Origin of the sequence: Caenispirillum bisanense, assembly GCF_900230255.1 — a bacterium.
Lineage (GTDB): Bacteria > Pseudomonadota > Alphaproteobacteria > Rhodospirillales > Rhodospirillaceae > Caenispirillum > Caenispirillum bisanense_A.
Genome location: NZ_OCNJ01000001.1, coordinates 765,911 through 784,359 on the forward strand (window position 1 = coordinate 765,911; position 18,449 = coordinate 784,359).

Consider the following 18,449-nt stretch of genomic DNA (forward strand, 5'->3'; position numbering starts at 1 on the left):
GCCGTCCTATGGTGGCCGAGTGTCAGGCAAGAGGTGGCATGCAGAAGGACTCCCCGCACCCGCTCAGCGGCAGCGACGTGGCCACCCTGCTGGCCGTCTTGCGCGCCAACGGCGGTGTGGCGCCGGGGCAGCGCGGCCGGCTGCTGCGCATCGCGGGGTCGGTGCTGGGGCGGCTGCCCTTCACCCTGGCGGAGCAGGCGGTGACGGCGGTGCGGCTGCGCAGGGCGGCGCCCCTGCCGCCGCCGGTGTTCATCCTCGGCCATTGGCGCAGCGGCACGACGCACCTCTACAACGTGCTCAGCCGCGATCCGCAGTTCGGTTGGCTGCCGCCGCTGGCCACCGGCCTGCCGTGGGAGATGCTGACCCTGGTGCCGCTGCTGCGCCGGTCGCTGGAGCGCCAGCTGCCGGAAGGGCGCTACATCGACAACGTCGCCGTCACCCCCGACAGCCCGCAGGAGGACGAGGTGGCGCTGGCCAACATGCAGCCGCTGTCCTACTACCACGCCCTCTACTTCCCGCGGCGCTTCCACGCCCAGTTCGACAAGGCGGTGTTCCTCGACGGTGCCAGCGAGGCCGAGGTCGCGTTGTGGCAGCGGCGCTTCCTGCTCCTGTGCCGCAAGCTCACCCTGCAGTGGGACGGGCGGCCGCTGCTGATCAAGAACCCGGTCTATACCGCCCGCGTCGCCCTGCTGCGGCAGATGTTCCCGGAGGCGCGGTTCATCCACGTCCACCGCGACCCGCTGCGCATCTTCTCGTCCATGCGCAACTTCTACGCCAAGCTCATGCCGCCCATGGCGCTGCAGCCATGGGATCACGTCGACTTCGACACCGTCATCCTGCGCACCTACGACCGCATGATGGCCGCCCTGGTGCGCGACACCGCCGACCTGCCGCCGCACCGCTACGCCGAGATCGGGTTCGACGCGCTGGAGGACGACCCGGTGGGCGAACTGGCGCGGGTCTACGACCAGCTCGGCCTGGGCGGGTTCGCGGCGGCGCGGCCGCGCATGGCCGACTACCTCGGCAGCATCCGCGGCTACCGCAAGAACACCTACCGGGACGAGCCCGAGACCAAGGCCCTGGTGGAGCGCCACTGGCAGCCGTGGCTGGCGCGCTGGGGTCACGGCACGTCCTCCTGAGTACCGCCGCGGCGGCCGCCTTCGATGCGTCCCTTCCACGCCCCGCCGCGCCCCTGCCAGTGGCGGCGGGCGCTGTCGACGGTCATGGCGGTATAGAGTAGCCCGGCCAGCGGCAGCAGCGGCGCCCGCCATGACCCGAGGCCGTAGAGCCGCAAGGTCGGCGCGACGCTCACCGCCATGAGGCCCCAGGCGGCGGCCCCGGCGGCGCGGGTCCAGCCGTCGGCCAGCAGGGCGGTCAGCGGCGGCACCAGATAGAGCAGGATCATGCCGACCACCGTCCCCGCCAGCAGCAGGGCGGAGTGGTTCAATTGCTCGAAGGCGGTGCGGGCGACCATGTGCCACACCCCGCCGAGCCCGCCCGACGGCCGCAGCGAGCGCACGTCCGGCGACAGGCCGAGCCACACCGGCCCCTGGCGCTTGAGCGCCCGGCCGAGGGCGCAGTCGTCGATCATTTCGCCGCGGATGGCCTCCGGCAGCCCGGCGGCCTCCAGCGCCGCCCGGCGCGCCAGGACGCAGCCGCCGGCGGCTGCGGCGGTGCGGCGGCGCGGGTCGTTGACCAGCGGGAAGGGGTAGAGCTTCTGGAAGAAGTAGACGAAGGCCGGCACCAACAGCCGGCTCCAGGCGTCGCCGGTGTCGAGCCGCGCCATGACGGACGCCATGACCCGCCCCTCCAGCCGCTCCGCCAGCCGCGCGAGCACGGCCGGGCCGTGGGCGATGTCGGCGTCGGACAGCCACACGGCGTCGGCCTTGGGGGCGAGGCGCGCCGCCTCGGCCAGACCCGCCCGCTGCGCCCACAGCTTGCCGGTCCAGCCGGCGACGAGCGGCGGGGCGGCGATCACGTGCAGGCGGGCCGTCCCGCCGGGCACGCGGGCGGCGGCGGCGTGGGCGGCGGCGGCGGTGCCGTCGGTGGAATGGTCGTCGACCACGATCACGGGGAAGGGCTCCGGCCACTCCTGGCGCAGCAGGCTCTCGACGCAGGCGCCGACGACGGCGGCCTCGTTACGCGCCGGCACCACGGCGACGACCCGCAGCGGCGAAGGGGCGGCCGGCGGGGCGGCGGGCAGGCGTTCGCTGCCGCGCCAGAACCGTCCGCCGTGGACCAGCAGCAGCCACACCCAGGCGGCGAGGGCGAGCACGGCGGCGGCGGTGATTATCGCATGCGGCATCTGGACGGTCCCGAAATCTGCCATACATCCCGGCTTGCCTCGCAAGGCCGCCGCAAGCATAACCGGAGTCGGTTCTGCGGGCTTCGCCGCAATCGCCGCCTGTCGCACGGAGGATGACCATGCGTTTCCGCCTGCCCGCCCTCGCCGCCGTGGCCCTCGCGCTGGCCGCCCCGCTGCCGGCCGCCGCCCAGCAGGGCGCGAGCCCGCAGCCGCAGGCCGCCGCGCCCGCCGATACCGCCGCCGAGTCGCCGCAGGCGGTGGTGAGCGCCTTCCAGGGCGTGCTCAAGCAGGCCATGCAGACGGGCGACTTCAAGACCCGCTACGGCGCCCTGCGGACGCCCGTCGAGACCAGCTTCCACCTCGACGTCATGCTCCGCACCATCGCCGGCGCCGACTGGCGCAAGGCCTCCGACGCCCAGCGCCAGGCCCTGCGCGAGGCCTTCGCCGACCTGACCGCCGCCAACTACGCCGCCCGCTTCCACAGCTACTCGGGCCAGGAGTTCGAGGTGCTGGAGGTCGCCGACGGGCCGCGTGGCGCCCGCATCGTGCGCACGCAGATCGTCCGCCCCGGCAAGGAGCCGATCGGCCTCAACTACGTGATGGCGGAGCAGGACGGTCATTGGGGCATCGTCGACGTGGTGCTCGGCGGCGGCGTCAGCGAACTCGCCACCAAGAAGAGCGAGTACGGCACCATCCTGAAGCGCCAGGGCATCGACGGCCTCATCGAGACGCTGCGCATCAAGAGCCGTGAGCTGACCGCGGCCTGAGCGGCGACACCGACATCAGCGCCGGCAGCACCACCAGCGTCGACAGCAGCGTGAGCCCGACCGCCACCGTCAGCAGGATCCCCATGCTGGCGGTGCCCTGGTGCGGGCTGGTGGCGAGGCTGGCGAAGCTGGCGATGGTGGTCAGCGTCGAGAAGATGACGGCGCGCGGCGTCGAGGTCGCCAGCAGCTCGCCGGGGCGGCCGGTGGCGCGGGCGCGCTGCACGATGTGGATGCCGCTCGCGACGCCCAGCCCGAACAGCAGCGGCAGCACGATCACGTTGGCGAAATTGAGCGGGATGCCGAGCACCACGCTCGCCCCCGCCGTCACCAGCGCCGCCATGACGAGCGGCGCGAAGACGTAGAGGATCCCCCGCAGCGACCGCAGCACCACGGCCAGCATCACCGTGATGGCGGCGGCCGACAGGGCGCCGGCTTCCAGCAGGGCGGTGATGACGGCGGTGCCGGCCTCCAGGATGGTCACCGGCGTGCCGCTGATGCCGGGCGCCACCGCGCGCACCTCGGTCACGAAGCGGGCCAGCGCCGCCCGGTCGGTGACGTCGACGGCGGGCGCCACTTCCACCCGCGCCGCGCCGCCGTCCGACACCCAGCGATCACGCAGGGCCGGCGGCAGGTCGTCGAGGGCGATGCCTTCGGCTTGCAGCGCCAGGTCCAGGTCGGTCAGCACCAGGGGCAGGGTGGTCATCAGCGCCGTTTCCGCCTGGGCCGGCGGCAGGTCGTCCAGCGCCCGCGCCAGGCGTGCGGCGGCCGCGGCCGTGTCCGCTCCCACCTGATCGGGCGGCAGCGCGTCGAGCACCTGGCGCAGCTGGATCACGGCGCCCTCCAGTTCCTCGCCGGTCGGCGGCGGGCGGCGCTCCTCGGTGAAGGAGGGGCCGAGCACCAGGGCGGCCTCGTCGACGAGCGCCAGCTTGTCGTCCTGCTCGTCGGGCACCGAGGCTTCGATGGTGGACGCCTTCGCCACCACGTCGAGCCCGGCGAGGCGGGCGGCGACTTCGTCCGCTTCCTCCAGGCTCGGGCGCAGCAGTTGGGCGGCGTAGAAGTCGATGGTGCCGGCGGCCATGAGGTCGCCCAGGGTCTGCACGCTCTCGGCCTGCGGGTCCTTCAGGTTCAGCGGGTCGAAATCGAAGTCGACCCGCGGGATCAGCAGCGCCGACACCAGCGCGAGGCCGCCGGCGACGCCGAGGATGGTGCGCGGGTGGTGCTCCACCGCCGTCACCAGCTTCTGCGACGGTCCACGCGGCAGGCGGATGCGGTTGGGCGGCATGAGGGTGATGAGGGCCGGCAGGACCGTCAGGTTGGCGACCAGCGCCACGCCCATGCCGACGCCGGAGATCAGCCCCAGCTCCGCCAGCCCCTTGTAGTCGGTGGGCAGGAAGGCGAGGAAGCCGATGGCGGCGGCGATGGCCGACAGCGTCAGCGAATCGCCGACGTCGCCGGCGGCGGCGTCCAGCCCGTCGGCGTGGCTGCCGCCGCGGTCGCGGCTTTCCTTGTAGCGCAGCGAGAAGTGGATACCGAAGTCCACCGACAGGCCGATGAACAGCACCGCGAAGGCGACTGAAATGAGGTTGAGCGCGCCGGTCATCCACAGGCCGAAGGCGGCCGTCCACACCAGCCCCATGAGCAGGGTGAGGAAGGCGGCGAGCACCATGCGCACCGACTTCACCGCCCACCACAGGAGGCCGGCGACCATGAGCAGCGACAGGGCGCCGGACACGCCCATGCCTTCGCGCACGCTCTGCAATTCGTCGTAGGCCAATGCCACCGGGCCGGTCTGGCGCACCTGCACCTCGAAGCGCTCGGCGAGGTCGAGGTCGGCGGTCAGCCGCTCGACGGTGCGGATGGCGCTGCGGCCGGGGGCGAGGCCGGTGTAGTCCACCGATGGCTGGGCGACGATGAGGCGGCGGAAGGGCTGTGCCGCCAGCGGCGCCGGCGCCCCGCCCGACAGCACGCCGCGCCACGACAGGTAATCCTCCGCCCCGGCGAGGCGCGCTTCCGCCACCTCGGCCATGCGGGTGAACAACTGCCCCATGGCCTCGCCGGCGGCCGGCGGCAGGCCGTCGCCCGCCGTCTGCTGGCCGAGTCGCCCGACCAGGCTGCCGAGGCCGCGCAGGGTGGGGTCCTGCCACAGGGGGCCGAGGAAGGGCTGCGCCTCTGTCAGCCGGTCGACGGTCTGCTCCAGCGTCGCGACGTCGCGGTAGAGCAGGCCGTTGCGGCGGAAGAAGGGGTCGGCGGCGGGGTAGAAGACGTCGCCGAACACGGGCTCGGCCGTCATGGCGCCGGCCAGCGCGCGGGCGGCTTCCTCCACCAGTTCGGGCGTACGCCCTTCGACCGCCACCAGCAGGGTCTTGCCCAGTTCGGGGAAGGCCTGCTTCAGCTCCGTCGCCCGCTGGCGGAACGGCAGCTCGGCGCTCAGCATGTCCTCGGTGTCGGAGTTGATGGCCATGTTCGCGGCCAGGTACCACACCGACAGCCCCGTCAGCACCACCGCCAGGGCGGTGACCGCCCAACGGGCGCGGGCGCAGAGACGAACCACTTTTACGAGGAATCGACGGTAGGCGTCGGCGGTACTGAAGGGCACGAAGGCCTCCCGAAGCGGCGGGCGGATGGCACGGGCGGACGGGCGGCAGTTTAGGCAATCGGCGCTCCCGACGCTACGTCCGCGCGACGAGACTGTTGCCAGGGGCAATACCCTAAGCTTTTACTTCCGTATAGGAAGCCTGCGTGCAACAGTATTACTCAGGTTCGTCCACCTGCCGGGCGGGGCCTGCGCACAAAGCATTGGAGGGGCGGGGGATTCGATGACCGATCAGGCTACTTTCGACCTGGGCTCGATTCGGCCGGGGACGCACGTCTGCTTCATCTACGACAGCGCCGACCAGCGCCTGGACGCCCTCGGCCGCATCATGGCTGGCGTGCTGCGCGGCGGCGGATCGACGACCTATTTCGCCTGCGACAGCGACCTCGACGTCATCCGCGACCACCTCGGTCAGCGCGGCGTGCCGCTCGACCTGCTGGCGGAGCCGACCTTCGCGGTGAAGTCGGCGCGCGAGGTCTATACCCCCGGCGGCCGGTTCGACAGGGACCGCATGCTGCAGCAGTTGCGCGACGCCTATGCCCGCGGCCGGGCGGAGGTGGACGGCACGGTGTTCTTCACCGGCGAGATGGAATGGGCCGCGGAACCGGGCCTGCCGGGGCGGGAGCACCTGGTGGCCTACGAGCAGGCGGTGAACACCGTCATCCGCACCCATCCGTTCAGCGCCATCTGCCAGTACGACGCCGCCGCCTTCGACGGCGAGTTGCTGTTCGAGATCGTCAAGGCGCATCCGCTCATGCTGGTGCGCAACCAGATCCTCGCCAATCCCTATTACGTCGGCCCGCCCGAGGCGGCCAACAGTGACGACGCCTGCCCGTGCGGAGAGACCCATGGCCTCGATCATGCGCATGCCTGATGTCGCGTCGCGTCTTCTCATGCTGGCGGTGATGGTCCGCTCGCTGCCCGGCCGCCCGCAGTTCGAGGCCTTCGCCGCCGCCGCCCTGCGCGAGGTGCCGGGCGTCGCCGAGGCGCGGGTGCACGGCCAGACGGTGCTGGAACGCCCGGCGCTGGCGCGCGGCTGGACCCGCTACGACCTGGTGTCGGGCTGCGAGACCTTCGGCTTCGTCGACCTGCGCATCGCCGACGCCGGCCTCTTCGCCCCCCACACCGGCGACGTGCAGAACGTGCTCAACCTGCTCGCCCACGAACTGGAGCGGCGGGCGACGCTCGCCTGCCTGGAAGAGGCCCACGAGGCGCTCGCCCGCCGGCACGAGGACCTGGAGCGCCGCATCGGCGACCGCGACGAGCCGCCGCCGATGCTGCGCCAGTCGGTCAGGTAGCCGCCACCTTCTCCAGCCGCGCCGGCAGGGCCTGCCGGGCCGCCGAGCCGATGACCCAGTCGCCGAGGGTGGACACGCCCTCGCGCGTCGGGTCCATGAGGCCGACGTCGTTGAGGTTCACCCCCGCCGAGAAACCGCCGAGGTCGGGCTGCGCCACGCCGTCGATGACGTGCCGCCGCGCCCCCAGCTCGGTGTGGCCGTAGCCGTGCTCGACGGCGATGGCGCCGGGGCGGATGCCGTGGCGCACCAGCGCCGTCGCCACCACGCTGCCGCCCGGCGTCACCAGCCGCACCGCGTCGCCCGAGGCGATGCCCAGGCGCGCGGCGTCGGCGACGCTCACCGAGATCGGGTTGTTGGGGTGCACCTGGCGCAGGCGCGGCGAGCCGATGGAATAGCTCGACTGCATGTTGGACTTGTAGCTCGCCACCAGGAACGGCCACTCGGCTTCGGGGAAGCGGTCGCGCAGGGGCGTGCCGTCCGCCAGCGTCAGCGGGTACCACGCCGGCACGCCGCTGTGGCGCTTGCCGGTCATGGTGTTGACGGCGGTCGCCACGGCCTCGTTGTAGATGCAGAAGCCGGCCTTGGCGGTGACGCGGTTGTCGGCCATGACGGCCTCGCCGTCGTAGGCCTCGGCGTGGTCCTGGAACCGGCCGCCGCGGGCGAAGACGAAGGCGACCTTGCGCACTTCCTCCGGCTTCAGCGCCTTTTCGAGCTCCGGCACGATGCGCCCGACGCCCGACAGGGCGATGTCGTCGTCGGAGGCGTCGGGCACCGGCGTGCCGGCATAGGCGACGTTGGCGCCGGCGCGCAGGTAGCAGTCCTCGGGCCGTTTCAGCGGGTGCAGCGTGCCATCGGCGTCGGCGATGACGGCGTCGCCGAAACCGGGCAGGCCGAGCCGCAGGCCGACGTCGATGAAGAACTTCTCCATGGTCACGCGGTCGCCGTCGGCGGCCTTCACCTGGCGCGGTTCGATGACGGGCCAGCGGGCGGTGGAGGCGCGGGTGACGGTGCCGCTCCACGGGCTGGTCCAACCCCAGGCCTCGTACATCACGCTGTCGGGCACGATGTAGTCGGCCATGCAGTTGGTTTCGTTGATGAAGGCGTCGATGGCGACGAACAGCGGCAGGACCTTCGGGTCCTTCAGCTTGTCGGCGACGGCCCCGCGCAGGCCGGCGTGGCCGTAGACCGGGTTCGCCATGAAGCTCACCAGCGCCTTCAGGCCGTAGGGATAGCCGTTCACCGCCGCCGTCAGGTACTCGGTCAGCATGGGCGGCGACAGCGGGTACCACGGCGCCTTGGTGGGGTAGGGGCTCTCGCCCGCTTCCTTGCGGCGCTTGAACTCGCTGGTCTTCTGGTAGGGGAACTTGGAGCGCGACAGGAAGATGCCCTTGGGCGCCACCTGCCCGGGGAACTTGGCGAGGTCGTAGCGCGGCCCCGGCGCGTAGTCGGGGAAGCCGCCGATGCTGTCGACCATGCCGCCCTTCATGTTCCAGTTGCCGATCAGCAGGTTGAGCATGAGGACGGAGAACGCCGTGTAGAAGCCGTTGGCGTGCATGGTGCCGCCGTGGCAGTCGACGGCCGCCTTCTTGCCGTGGGCGGTGAACTCGCGTGCCAGTCCCTCGATGACCGAGACGTCGAGGCCGCAGGCGGCGGCGTAGTCGGCCATGGAATGGGCCTCGGCCGAGTCCTTCAGGAGCTGCAGGCTGGTCTTCACCGCCACCGGCCCCTCGGGCGTCTCCACCGTACCCGTGTGGAACAGCTGCGCCGGGCCGGGCTTGCCGAAGGGGCGCAGGCTGCCGTCGGCGGCGTCGATGCACAGGAACACGTCGCCCTTCTTCCAGCGCTCGGCCCCTTCGACCTCGGCCAGCGGCAGGCCGATGTCGGAGCCGCGCAGGAAGAAGCCCTTGCGCGGGTGGCCGTCCTGGGTGACGACGAGGTGGGTGGCGTTGGAGAAGCTGGCCTCGCCCGCCTGCTCGGCGGCCTTGGGGCCGGGCTGGGCGAGGTAGCGGGCGTCGTAGCGCTCGTTGTCCAGGATCCAGCGGATCATGCCCATGGCGAGCGCGTTGTCGCCGCCGGGGACGATGGGGATCCAGCGGTTGCGGTCGTCGGCGGCCATGCTGGAGGCATTGGTCAGCACCGGCTCGACCACCACGTAGTTGAGCTTGCCCTCGCTGCGCGCCTGCGCCAGCAGCCGGCCCTGGCGCTTGAAGGGCTTGCCGGCGTTGCCGGGGGCGGAGCCGATGAAGATGGCGAACTCGACGTTCTCGAAGTCCGGCTTGCCGTGGGGGTAGCCGTTGAGGTCGTTCATGATGGCGCCCGAGCCGACACGCATGGAAAGGCCGCAATAGCTGCCGTGGTGGCCGTAGTTGCGGGTGCCGTAGGCGTTGAAGGCGAAGCGCTTGATGAACTCGTCGCGGCCGTCGCTGGTGGCGTTGAGGATCGCCACCTGATTGGCGACCGGGCCGTATTCCGGGTTGGCGGGGTCGAGCGGCGTCTCCAGGTCGCGCAGGGCGCGCAGGCCGGCCACCGGCCCTTCGCCGAACAGGTCGCCGCCCTCGCAGACTTCCTCGATCAGCTGTTCGTAGGGGATGCTGCGCCATTCGCCGGCGCCGCGCGGGCCGACGCGCTTCAGGCAGGTGGTGACGCGGTAGGGGTTGTTGATCTGCGACAGCGCCGCGTTGCCCCGGCCGCAGGCGGTGGAGCGGCCGGCGAGCCCGGCCTCGCCGTGGCGGGTGAGGCTCAGGTAGGCGTCGCGCACCGGGGTGGCATAGGGGATCTGGCGGTCGGCCGACAGCGGGTGATAGGGGTTGCCGGCCACCCGCAGCACGGCGTCGGTCGCCTTGTCGGTGCGCACCCGAACGCCGCACATGGTGTTGCAGGCCTGGCACATGGTGAAGGCGACCTGCTGGTCGGGATTGGGCGTCAGCGCGCCGGTGGCGGCATCGACGGTGAACTCGGGCTTGGGCGCGTTGAAGGTGCGCGGGTCGCGCGGGGCGGTGCCGGCGCTGCCGGTGGCGAGGCCCTCGGCGGTCTTGGCGACGGTGTGGCCGTAGCCGGCGGCGAAGGCGGTCAGGCCACCGACGGCGGCGGCGCCCTTCAGAAGGGTGCGGCGGGAGGTCATGGCGGGTCTCCTTACTCGGCGGCGGCGGGAGGCGCGGCGCGGCGGCCGGCGTCGCCGGAGCGGATGGCGGCGGTGCCCTGGGCGTGCCAGGGGGCGACCAGCGTCAGGATGGCGACGACGGCGACCCACAGGCCGAACACGCCGACGATCCCGGCCAGCCCCTCGGAGCCGAGCGGCAGGTGGTAGTCGTAGAAGCCGGCGCCGGTCTTCGGCACGGTCTGGCCGCCGATGAACACGGTCCAGCGGAACATCCAGGCGCTGTGCAGGGCGATCAGGCCGGCGGCCCAGCCGAAGCCGGCCGGCGCGACGAGGCCGAGCACCAGCAGCAGGAGCGCGGTGGCGCCCGCCCAGCCGGCGACGGCGAGCCACGGCCCGCTGCCCGACAGGCTGGCGACGGCGTCCGCCTCCGCCCCGCCGCCGGTCAGGCCGAGGCCGAGCCAGACGGCGCCGTTCAGCAGCACCAGGGCGGAGAACAGGGCGAGCGCCCGGAACAGGCGACGCTCGGCGGCGGCCTCGAAGCCCGCGACGACGCGGTTGAGCACCAGCGCCATGCCGGCGGCGCCGGTCAGGGCGGTGAACAGGAACATGACGGGCAGCGTCGGCGTGTGCCACAGCGGGCGGGCGCGCACCACCATGACCTCCATCCCCGTGTAGACGACGATGCCGGCGGCAGCGAGGGCGGTGACGGCGGCCACCGGACGCACCAGGCCCGACAGGTCGCCGGTGCCGAGCGCCAGCAGGCGGGCGAGCGTGCCGCCGCGCTGCAGGCCGGGGCGCATGACCAGCCAGCCGTAGACGACGGCGAGGCCCACGTAGACCGGCAGCAGCAGGGCGCCCCAACTCATCCACGACCACGGCGTCAGGTGGGCGTAGAAATGCCAGAAGCGGCCGGGCTGGTGCAGGTCGGCGAGCAGGGCGACCGGGGCGACGAGGGCGCAGCTCAGCATGGTCAGCACGGCCATGCGGCCCATGCGCTCGCACCCCGGCCGGCCGGCCAGGAAGGCGGGCAGCGACAGGAAGGCGCCGGCGACGCTGACGCCGATGAGGAAGAAGTACGACACGGCCCAGGGGAGCCAGGCGACGTGGCGGGCGACGTTGACCGTCTCGATGATGTCGGGCGTGGTGGTCATGACCGGATCTCCCCGATCTCGGCACCCTGGGCATCGCGCACGATCCACAGGGCGGCCTGGCCCTCGACCTTGCCGGCGAAGCGGTCGTCGAGGCCGATGTAGAAGACGTGCGGCGCCGTGCCCATCTCCGGGCGCAACACCTTCACGGCGTGGTCGCGCAGCAGCCCGCTGACGGTGCTGTTCGGGTCGAGCAGGTCGCCGAACACGCGGGCGCCGCCGACGCAGGTCTCGACGCAGGCCGGCAGCAGGCCTGCTTCCACCCGGTGGGTGCAGAAGGTGCACTTGTCGGCGGTCTGGGTTTCCGGGTTGATGTAGCGGGCATCGTAGGGGCAGGCCTGGACGCAATAGGCGCAGCCGACGCAGCGGTCGGCGTCGACCAGCACCTTGCCGTCCTTCTGCTGATAGGTGGCCTGCACCGGGCAGACCTCGACGCAGGGCGGATCGTCGCAGTGGTTGCACAGGCGCGGCAGCGTGTAGGTGGCGGCCGGCTGGTCGGGGCGGTCGGCGTCGCGTACCTCGTACTGCGAGACGATGGTGCGGAAGTCGCCGAGCGGCACCTGGTTCTCCGTCGAGCAGGCGACCGTGCAGGCCTGGCAGCCGATGCACTTGCGCAGGTCGATCACCATGGCGAAACGCTGGCCGCTCTCGCCGCCGCGGCGGGCGGGGGTGGCGGCCTGGGCCGTCTCGGCGGAAGCGACGCAGACGGCGGCGCCGGCGGTGATCGAGCAGGCGCCCGCAAGGAAGTCGCGGCGGCTCGTATCCATGGCTCATCCCCTTTCGGGTTCGTGAAGGCGGCCGGAGTCGGCGCCGCGCGGCGCCCGTCCTCCATGGACCGGACCTTACGCCCCTATCGAAGATGGCGATATTGGGGTTACCCCTATGAAACCTGAGGGATCAGGTCATGTATTTGACCGGCTGGTCAGGATCCCGGCGGCGGCAGGTCGTGCTCCGCCGCCTCGCCAAGGGTGAGCAGCATGCGCGTCAGGTCGGCGACGGACTGGGCGGCCATCTTGTCCATGACGTTGTGGCGGTGGACCTCGACGGTCTTCAGCGAGATGTCGAGGTCGTGGGCGATCACCTTGTTCTGCGCGCCCCCGGCCACCTTGCGCATGACCTGCCGCTCGCGCGGGGTGAGCGTCGCCCAGCGGTCCAGCACCGCCTGGCGCTGGGCGTGTTCGGCCAGCAGGGCGCGGTGATGGTCGAGGGCGGCGTGGATGCGGCCGAGCATGACGGCGTCGTCGAAGGGCTTCTCCACGAAGTCGAAGGCGCCGGCTTTCAGGGCTCGCACCGCCATGGGCACGTCGCCGTGGCCGGTCATGAACAGGATCGGGGCAAGTGCGCCGCGCTGGCGCAGCACGTCCTGCAACTCGAGCCCCGACACGCCCGGCATGCGCACGTCGAGCAGGATGCAGCACGGCCGGTCGTCACAGAAGGAGCGCAGGAAGGCGTCGGCGGACGGGTGATCCTCCACCGCCAGATCCACCGAGCGGATGAGCCAGCGCAGGGAATCGCGCAGTGCCTCGTCGTCGTCGACGATGTAGACGAGCGGCGGGGCTTCGGCGGGCGGCTGGGCGGAAGGGGACGGCACCGGGGGCTCCTGGCGGGTGGACGACGGCCCACTATACCAGACAGGCGCCGCTCACAACTCCGCCAGGGGGCGCACGCGGTCGCGGATGGGGCCGACCAGGCGCTCGATGCGGTCGCGGGTGGACGGATGGGTGCGCAGCCAGCCGCCGCGGCTCCACCCGCCGCTCGGCCGCATGAGGTGGCCGAGGCCGCGGCGGGGCAGGGTCTCCAGCTTCACCAGGGCGCGGGCGAGGCCTTGCGGGTCGCCGGTCAGGCGGGCGGCGGCGGCATCGGCGGCGAACTCGCGGCGGCGCGACAGGTGCAGGTGCAGCAGCGTCGCGCCCCACGGCGCCAGGGCGATGGCGAGCACCAGCCACACCGGCACCACGGCCGGCGTGAACACCGCGACGACGATGGCGGCGATCAGGCCGAAGGTCGCCAGAGTGTGGACGATGCGGCCGAGCACGGCGGCGAGGCTCATGAGGGCGGTGTCGGCGGCGGCGACGTGCGCCACCTCGTGGGCCAGCACGCCGCGCAGTTCGCGGGCGTCCATCACCATGGTCATGCCGTCCGACAGGGCGATGGCGGCGCGCTCGCCGTCGCCCACCGACAGCGCGCTGACCGATCCGCCGGGAATGCGGTAGAGCACCGGCGGTTGGCGCAGGCCGGCGGCCTCGGCCAGTTCGATCAGCAGGGTATAGAGGCCGGGCGCCTGCTCGGGGTGGACCGGGCGCGCGCCCAGCACCCGCATGGCGACGCCCGGCGGCACGGTCGGGGCCAGGGCCACCGACAGGAGGCCGACGGCCGCCGTCACCAGCAGTCCGTCCGGCCCGGCGATGAGCCAGCCGGTGAGCCCCAGCACGGCGATCATGCCGGCGAGGGAAGCCAGCGCGTCGAGGCGCAGAACGGCGCGGACCCACGCCATGCGGCGGTCCTCCTGCGGCGTCAGAACTGGCCGGTTTCCTGCACCTGGCGCAGGTATTCCTCGACGGCGCCATGATCGACGAACAGGCCGGACACCTGGGCGACCAGCATCATCAGCGCGGCGCGGTCCCAGCCCGTCAGCACCGGCGCACCGGTCAGCGGCTCGCGCCGCAGGGCGGCGACCAGGCCGACGCCCATGGCGCCGAAGAACAGGATCTCGCGGAAGGCGGCCAGCACCACCGGCTGCGGCATGACGGAGGCGAGCAGGAAGGCCACCGCGACGCCGAGCCCGGCGCTGATGAGCGCCCGCCGGTTGTGGCGGTCGCGCACCATGGGGTCGGTCCAGTCGGGGGCACCGTTGCCGTCGTCGTCGTCGCCGCGGTAGGGCCGGCGCGGCGGCGGGCGGTCGTGCCGGGCCCGCTCGTCGTCGCGATCGGGGTCGCCCGGATCGGTGCGCTGGAAGGGGCCGTGGACCATGATGTCATTCCTTCTGCAAAGCATCGGGTCGTAACCCCGAAACGCCGCCCAGTCCAGGTGGGCTCGCCGAACCTGCCTTCAACGGCGCGATTACTGCAGACGCCCGGCGGGGAAGGGCACGGGGCCGGGATCGGCCGTAAGGACGTGGTCGGCATCCACCGCCAGCCAGTCCTCGAGCGCGCTCCAGGTGGGGAGGGCGCCGCCGAGGGCCTCGATCAGCCGCACCGCCAGACGGCCGGCGGCCACCTGCAGCAACAGGTTGCCGGGACCCCAGACGTTGAGCAGCAGCCCGGTGGAAACGGCGTCGCGCAGGATGGCGGCGGCGCGGGCGGCTTGCGGGCCGGGGTCGGGCAGGCGGCGGATGCGGGTGGGCTCGCGGCCGGTGCTGCGGCGGATCTCCATGCCCTGGGCGAGCACGAAGGTGCGCAGGGCGTCGTCGAAGCTCCGCATGGCGGTGTAACCGCCCTGGGCGGCGAAGGTGGTGCGCAGGTGGGCGAGGGCGCCGACGATGCCGTGGGCGACGTCGGCCGGGGTGGCGCCCTTGGCGGCGGCCCTGCCGACCATGGTGTCGATCAGCGCCTCCACCGCCTTCACGGGCGGCTGCACCCCCTGCGGGGTGACGACGGCGGCGCCGGCGGCGGGGGCCGGCGGGGCAGGGGGGGGGGTCATCGCAAGTATCCTCCACGCGAAGCGATACCCGGGTACTGTCCGGCCGTCGCCCGTCCTCGGGCCGGCGGCCGCGCGATGCCGGAACGGCCACCGCGCCCCTTGCATATCGTCCGGGAAGAACCTGCTGTCAATGAAGCGGTTGCGGGAATGGCGCACCGGCCCAGGCGCGAACGGCGCGGCCCGTTCGGGGGCCGCGCCGTCCGTGATGCGGAGGGGTTCGGCCGGAGCCGCTCCGGCCGGCGTCGTCGTCACGCGGCCTTGCCCGGTTCGTCGGGCGCGGCGGCGGTGGCGGCGGGCGCCGTCGGCGTGGCGGCGGCGGTGGTGCGGATTTCGATGCGCTTGGGCTCCTTGCGCGCCTCGGCCGGCTTGGGCAGCCGGACGGTCAGCACGCCCTTATCGACGGTGGCCGCGACGCCGTCGCCGTCGACCGTGAAGGGCAGGCGGACGGTGCGGACGAAGCTGCCGTAGGACCGTTCGACGAGGTGACGGCCCTCTTCCTTGGTCTCATAGTCCTCCTTCTTTTCGCCCTTGATGGTCAGGAGGTCGCCCGTCAGGTCGACGGTGACGTCCTTATCCTCGACCCCCGGCAGTTCGACGGTGACCACCAGATCGGTGGCCGTCTCCGTCACGTCCATGCGCGGCATCGTCAAGGCGGTGCCGGTGGGCAGGGGCGAGCGGCCGAAGGCGTCTTCGAACATCCGTTCCATGTCACGGCGCATGGCCGTGAAGGGATCGGTGTCCCGCGCGGCGGGGGTGGTGGAACGACCCGCCCACGGAACCAGGCTTCTCAGGTCGAGCATGGCATCCTCCCAGCGCTGCGGGTGGCGGCGGGGGTGGAGCGCGCGGCTCCTTTGGCCGCCGAGAGTAATTTTACGCCTCCGCCGGGAAGGCCGCAAAAGAAAAAGGGGCGGATCATGCCGCCCCTTCTTCCGATGCAGGATGCGCCGAACGGCTGAGCCGTCAGCTGACGTGCTTGCCGGCGGTGATGTAGAGGATCCAGCTCATCAGCACCACGACCATGAACAGGCCGAAGTAGATGATGTTGTGGAAGCCGAACACGAAGATGGAGACGTAGCCGAGCAGGAAGGCGAGGCTCAGCACCAGCATGCCGAGGCCCTTCAGGGCGGCGGTGGCGCGCGGGTGCAGGCGGCGGCCGGTGTCGTCGGTCCAGTCGAACAGCGGGGTCTTGCCGCGGGCGGCGTTGAGGACCAGCACCAGCACGCCGGCGACCGCCATGGCGGCGACCAGCTGGCCGAGGAAGGTGGTGGCGCCGCTGGTCTGCACCAGCGCCGGCAGGCCGAGGGCGATGGCGGCGACGGCGGCGAAGGTCAGGCTCATCACCCAGTTGCCGGCATAGCGAGCGGTGAACATCGACGGGAAATCCTCTGGCGGTGTGCGGATCGGAAATGGGGGTGCAGCGGGTGCGCGATGCTGCGCCGCCGCAACGCAGCGTGCCCATACCATGGGTGCGGCAAAGTCGACAACAAGACTCTGCTAATCCGCAAAAAGATAAGGGGCAACTGCCGCAAGCAGTCGCCCCTTCACCGTCAAGGCCTCAAAAGAAATGCGGAAAAGGATCAGGTGCCGACGTGCTTGCCGGCGGTCAGGTAGATGATGACGGCGAGCGCCAGGATCGCCAGCAGGACCATGGGCACGATGATGACCGGCCACTGGAACACGTAGATGGCAACGTAGAACGCCAGGGCCCCGAGGCCGACGCCGAGCACGCCCATGGTCTGCAGGCCGGCCTTGGCGCGCGGGTGCAGGTGCTCGCCGCTGTCGTCGGACCAGTCCAGGCGCGGCGTGCCGTGCACGGCGGCGGCGCCCAGGAACAGCAGGATGCCCAGCGCCGAGACGACGGCGAGGATGCTCAGAAGATCGTCGACGCCCCCCGGAAGGGCGAAGGCGCCCTGCACCACCTGAATGATCACGATGGCGACGAAGAACAGAACGGCGACCACCAGGTTGCCGGCGTATTGCGGTGTGAACATCCTTCCTCCACTGTCTGTTTTTCGCGGCGAGCGCGTTTATCGTTAGCCGTCAGATGGCGAGTCCCTCGGCGGCGGCGGGCACCAGTGACACGTGGTCGAACAGCGGGTAGACCAGGAACCGCAAGCCCGACACGGCCAGCGCCAGCAGCACGAGGGTGGTCAGCACCAGACGGAGACGAGCGTACCACGTCGGTGTCAAACCCGACAGACTTGCTCGGTAATCGGCGAGGAAGGCCGCCAGGAAGCCGAGCATCATCACGCCGTGCGCCAGCGGCGGCCCGAAGGCGAGTGCCGCCCAGCCGACCAGCGACGGCACCACCCCCCACACCAGCAGCACCCGCGGCACGCCGTAGGGCATGCGCAGCACGAGTCCCCAGTGCACGGCGCCGAGGAAGGCGAGGATGATCGCGCCGTAGGACAGCTGCGCCTTGTGCGCCATCAGGTCGAAGGGATGTCGGGCCAGCCACACCCCCGCCGTGCCGACGAAGAACGGGATCAGCCCGGCGTAGCCCAGCAGCCGGGCGGTGCGCGCCAGGCGGCGGTGGGTCTCCTGCGGGTCCAGGGTCGGAACCGGGGCGGCGGTGGGGCTGGCGGAACTCATGGGCGGCACCTCCGGATCGGAGCGCCGCGGCGGCGCCCTCTCTTGGGTCCATACGTTCAAGGTGGGCGGGGGGATCGGTCACCGCAAGGCGGAGGCGAAAGTGCTCGGCCGCCCACACGCAAGGCGACGCCCGCCCCGCGAGATGCGGAGCGGGCGCCGGAGAGCAGGTGGCGATGACGGACGATCAGTCGATCTCGCCCCAGTCGTCCTCGAACAGGTCGTAGTCGAGGGTCTCCATCTCGGCCACGTCACCCTCGCCGTAGGGCATTTCGTAGGTGTCGAGGCCGGCGTTCCAGCCCGTGCCGGCACCGTAGCCGTAGAACGGATAGGCATAGGGGCCGACGCCGTAGCCGGTGCCGCTCGGTTCGACCACCACGGCCTGCAGCTTGCCCTCGCGGGTGAAGATGGCGTCGTCGACGTAGCCGTAGCCGACACCGCCGCGCAGGGTGGCGAAGTCGTCGATCAGGTTGGTCAGCTTCCAGACGCGGCTGCCGGCCGTCAGGTCGTCGTCGACGACGCGGGCCTGCTGCAGCATCTGCTTGTTGACGACGGAGGTCTCGGCGTAGAGGTCGTAGTCCTCGGCGTTTTCCTCGGTCACCGGGATCTGCACGCCGTCGTCGACGAGCTTGGCTTCGGTCCACGGCACGGCCACGTGGGTGTCGCCGATGTCCCAGAAGCCGCCGACCTGGGCGATCAGCGCGACGATCTGGTTGTTCTGGTCGAGGATGACGTTCTCGACGCTGCCGATCTCCTCGCCCTGCGGGCCCATCACGTCGGCGTCGAGCAGGTTCTCGGCGCGCAGGCCGGTGCGGTAGAGCTCGTCGTAGTTCCACTCGCTCAGCACGCGGACCTGCTGGCCCTGCACGTTGGCCTGGCCCTTCTGCATCTGCTGCTGGCCCGTCTGACCCTGAGTCTGGCTCTGGTTCTGGCTCTGTGCGACCGCAGGGCCGGCGAGCGCGACGGCGAGGGCGAGGGTGGAAGCGCCGATTGTATGGCGAAGCATATGT

Annotated in this window: 18 protein-coding genes; 4 read left to right on the top strand and 14 right to left on the bottom strand. The window is 71.8% G+C overall.

The genetic code is table 11. The features are described 5' to 3' along the window. Positions 1 to 38 precede the first annotated feature (38 nt). Positions 39 to 1,139 carry a sulfotransferase family protein gene (locus CRP50_RS03640; protein ID WP_097277596.1) on the top strand — a complete coding sequence of 367 codons (1,101 nt, stop codon included), beginning with the start codon at positions 39 to 41 and terminating at the stop codon, positions 1,137 to 1,139. Here the strand turns inward: CRP50_RS03640 and CRP50_RS03645 are convergent. Beyond that, the gene (locus CRP50_RS03645) at positions 1,121 to 2,305 is read right to left on the bottom strand and encodes a glycosyltransferase (RefSeq protein ID WP_097277597.1); all 1,185 of its coding nucleotides are present in this window, start codon (positions 2,303 to 2,305) and stop codon (positions 1,121 to 1,123) included. The genes CRP50_RS03640 and CRP50_RS03645 overlap by 19 nt on opposite strands. 119 nt (positions 2,306 to 2,424) lie before the next feature. Here CRP50_RS03645 and CRP50_RS03650 point away from each other — a divergent pair, with 119 nt between their 5' ends. After that, positions 2,425 to 3,072: an ABC transporter substrate-binding protein gene (locus tag CRP50_RS03650; protein ID WP_176525007.1), complete on the top strand. Its 648-nt coding sequence runs from the start codon at positions 2,425 to 2,427 to the stop codon at positions 3,070 to 3,072. On the opposite strand, the gene CRP50_RS03655 is transcribed toward CRP50_RS03650, so the two are convergent. Continuing rightward, positions 3,044 to 5,668 (bottom strand): MMPL family transporter, encoded by a 2,625-nt coding sequence (locus CRP50_RS03655; protein WP_176525008.1) that lies wholly within the window; start codon positions 5,666 to 5,668, stop codon positions 3,044 to 3,046. The two genes, CRP50_RS03650 and CRP50_RS03655, sit on opposite strands and share 29 nt — an antisense overlap. Before the next feature lie 220 nt (positions 5,669 to 5,888). Between CRP50_RS03655 and CRP50_RS03660 the strand changes: the two genes are divergently transcribed. Together CRP50_RS03660 and CRP50_RS03665 are read left to right on the top strand one after the other, a co-directional pair. Next, entirely contained in the window at positions 5,889 to 6,539 is a 651-nt protein-coding gene (locus CRP50_RS03660) for an MEDS domain-containing protein (protein ID WP_176525009.1), read from the top strand. Beyond that, complete coding sequence (locus tag CRP50_RS03665) at positions 6,514 to 6,963, top strand: hypothetical protein (RefSeq protein WP_097277600.1); 450 nt, start codon at positions 6,514 to 6,516, stop codon at positions 6,961 to 6,963. Before CRP50_RS03660 ends, CRP50_RS03665 begins: the two co-directional genes overlap by 26 nt. Here the strand turns inward: CRP50_RS03665 and CRP50_RS03670 are convergent. The 12 genes from CRP50_RS03670 to CRP50_RS03725 form a co-directional block, all read right to left on the bottom strand. Continuing rightward, positions 6,956 to 10,084, bottom strand: coding sequence for a molybdopterin dinucleotide binding domain-containing protein (locus CRP50_RS03670; RefSeq protein ID WP_097277601.1), 3,129 nt, complete (start codon positions 10,082 to 10,084; stop codon positions 6,956 to 6,958). The two genes, CRP50_RS03665 and CRP50_RS03670, sit on opposite strands and share 8 nt — an antisense overlap. Positions 10,085 to 10,095: 11 nt before the next feature. Continuing rightward, positions 10,096 to 11,214: an NrfD/PsrC family molybdoenzyme membrane anchor subunit gene (nrfD, locus tag CRP50_RS03675; RefSeq protein ID WP_097277602.1), complete on the bottom strand. Its 1,119-nt coding sequence runs from the start codon at positions 11,212 to 11,214 to the stop codon at positions 10,096 to 10,098. Continuing rightward, positions 11,211 to 11,978 carry a sulfate reduction electron transfer complex DsrMKJOP subunit DsrO gene (gene dsrO / locus CRP50_RS03680; protein ID WP_097277603.1) on the bottom strand — a complete coding sequence of 256 codons (768 nt, stop codon included), beginning with the start codon at positions 11,976 to 11,978 and terminating at the stop codon, positions 11,211 to 11,213. Before dsrO ends, nrfD begins: the two co-directional genes overlap by 4 nt. Positions 11,979 to 12,133: 155 nt before the next feature. Beyond that, complete coding sequence (locus tag CRP50_RS03685) at positions 12,134 to 12,802, bottom strand: response regulator transcription factor (protein ID WP_217991977.1); 669 nt, start codon at positions 12,800 to 12,802, stop codon at positions 12,134 to 12,136. Between the two features lie 51 nt (positions 12,803 to 12,853). Beyond that, the gene (locus CRP50_RS03690) at positions 12,854 to 13,705 is read right to left on the bottom strand and encodes a M48 family metalloprotease (RefSeq protein ID WP_097277604.1); all 852 of its coding nucleotides are present in this window, start codon (positions 13,703 to 13,705) and stop codon (positions 12,854 to 12,856) included. A 20-nt stretch (positions 13,706 to 13,725) separates the two neighbouring features. Further along, the gene (locus tag CRP50_RS03695) at positions 13,726 to 14,181 is read right to left on the bottom strand and encodes a hypothetical protein (protein ID WP_097277605.1); all 456 of its coding nucleotides are present in this window, start codon (positions 14,179 to 14,181) and stop codon (positions 13,726 to 13,728) included. Positions 14,182 to 14,271: 90 nt separating this feature from the next. After that, positions 14,272 to 14,850 carry a hypothetical protein gene (locus CRP50_RS03700; RefSeq protein ID WP_097277606.1) on the bottom strand — a complete coding sequence of 193 codons (579 nt, stop codon included), beginning with the start codon at positions 14,848 to 14,850 and terminating at the stop codon, positions 14,272 to 14,274. Between the two features lie 248 nt (positions 14,851 to 15,098). After that, a complete protein-coding gene (locus CRP50_RS03705; protein ID WP_097277607.1) occupies positions 15,099 to 15,650 on the bottom strand; it encodes an Hsp20/alpha crystallin family protein in 552 nt (183 codons plus the stop codon). Between the two features lie 160 nt (positions 15,651 to 15,810). Then, complete coding sequence (locus tag CRP50_RS03710; protein ID WP_097277608.1) at positions 15,811 to 16,221, bottom strand: hypothetical protein; 411 nt, start codon at positions 16,219 to 16,221, stop codon at positions 15,811 to 15,813. A 206-nt stretch (positions 16,222 to 16,427) separates the two neighbouring features. Beyond that, positions 16,428 to 16,841 (bottom strand): hypothetical protein, encoded by a 414-nt coding sequence (locus tag CRP50_RS03715; protein ID WP_097277609.1) that lies wholly within the window; start codon positions 16,839 to 16,841, stop codon positions 16,428 to 16,430. Between the two features lie 49 nt (positions 16,842 to 16,890). Next, on the bottom strand, positions 16,891 to 17,442 hold the full coding sequence (locus tag CRP50_RS03720) for a DUF3429 domain-containing protein (RefSeq protein ID WP_097277610.1): 552 nt from the start codon (positions 17,440 to 17,442) through the stop codon (positions 16,891 to 16,893). Between the two features lie 184 nt (positions 17,443 to 17,626). Further along, a complete protein-coding gene (locus CRP50_RS03725) occupies positions 17,627 to 18,445 on the bottom strand; it encodes a PRC-barrel domain-containing protein (RefSeq protein WP_097277611.1) in 819 nt (272 codons plus the stop codon). Positions 18,446 to 18,449: the final 4 nt, after the last annotated feature.

Bases quoted from the DNA above. Each gene is read 5' to 3' on its own strand.
- CRP50_RS03665 (WP_097277600.1), top strand. From the start codon at position 6,514: ATGGCCTCGATCATGCGCATGCCTGATGTCGCGTCGCGTCTTCTCATG.
- CRP50_RS03715 (WP_097277609.1), bottom strand. From the start codon at position 16,841: ATGTTCACACCGCAATACGCCGGCAACCTGGTGGTCGCCGTTCTGTTC.
- CRP50_RS03700 (WP_097277606.1), bottom strand. From the start codon at position 14,850: ATGACCCCCCCCCCTGCCCCGCCGGCCCCCGCCGCCGGCGCCGCCGTC.
- CRP50_RS03660 (WP_176525009.1), top strand. From the start codon at position 5,889: ATGACCGATCAGGCTACTTTCGACCTGGGCTCGATTCGGCCGGGGACG.
- dsrO (WP_097277603.1), bottom strand. From the start codon at position 11,978: ATGGATACGAGCCGCCGCGACTTCCTTGCGGGCGCCTGCTCGATCACC.
- CRP50_RS03650 (WP_176525007.1), top strand. From the start codon at position 2,425: ATGCGTTTCCGCCTGCCCGCCCTCGCCGCCGTGGCCCTCGCGCTGGCC.
- CRP50_RS03645 (WP_097277597.1), bottom strand. From the start codon at position 2,305: ATGCCGCATGCGATAATCACCGCCGCCGCCGTGCTCGCCCTCGCCGCC.
- CRP50_RS03640 (WP_097277596.1), top strand. From the start codon at position 39: ATGCAGAAGGACTCCCCGCACCCGCTCAGCGGCAGCGACGTGGCCACC.
- CRP50_RS03720 (WP_097277610.1), bottom strand. From the start codon at position 17,442: ATGAGTTCCGCCAGCCCCACCGCCGCCCCGGTTCCGACCCTGGACCCG.
- CRP50_RS03690 (WP_097277604.1), bottom strand. From the start codon at position 13,705: ATGGCGTGGGTCCGCGCCGTTCTGCGCCTCGACGCGCTGGCTTCCCTC.
- CRP50_RS03725 (WP_097277611.1), bottom strand. From the start codon at position 18,445: ATGCTTCGCCATACAATCGGCGCTTCCACCCTCGCCCTCGCCGTCGCG.
- CRP50_RS03710 (WP_097277608.1), bottom strand. From the start codon at position 16,221: ATGTTCACCGCTCGCTATGCCGGCAACTGGGTGATGAGCCTGACCTTC.
- nrfD (WP_097277602.1), bottom strand. From the start codon at position 11,214: ATGACCACCACGCCCGACATCATCGAGACGGTCAACGTCGCCCGCCAC.
- CRP50_RS03705 (WP_097277607.1), bottom strand. From the start codon at position 15,650: ATGCTCGACCTGAGAAGCCTGGTTCCGTGGGCGGGTCGTTCCACCACC.
- CRP50_RS03670 (WP_097277601.1), bottom strand. From the start codon at position 10,084: ATGACCTCCCGCCGCACCCTTCTGAAGGGCGCCGCCGCCGTCGGTGGC.
- CRP50_RS03695 (WP_097277605.1), bottom strand. From the start codon at position 14,181: ATGGTCCACGGCCCCTTCCAGCGCACCGATCCGGGCGACCCCGATCGC.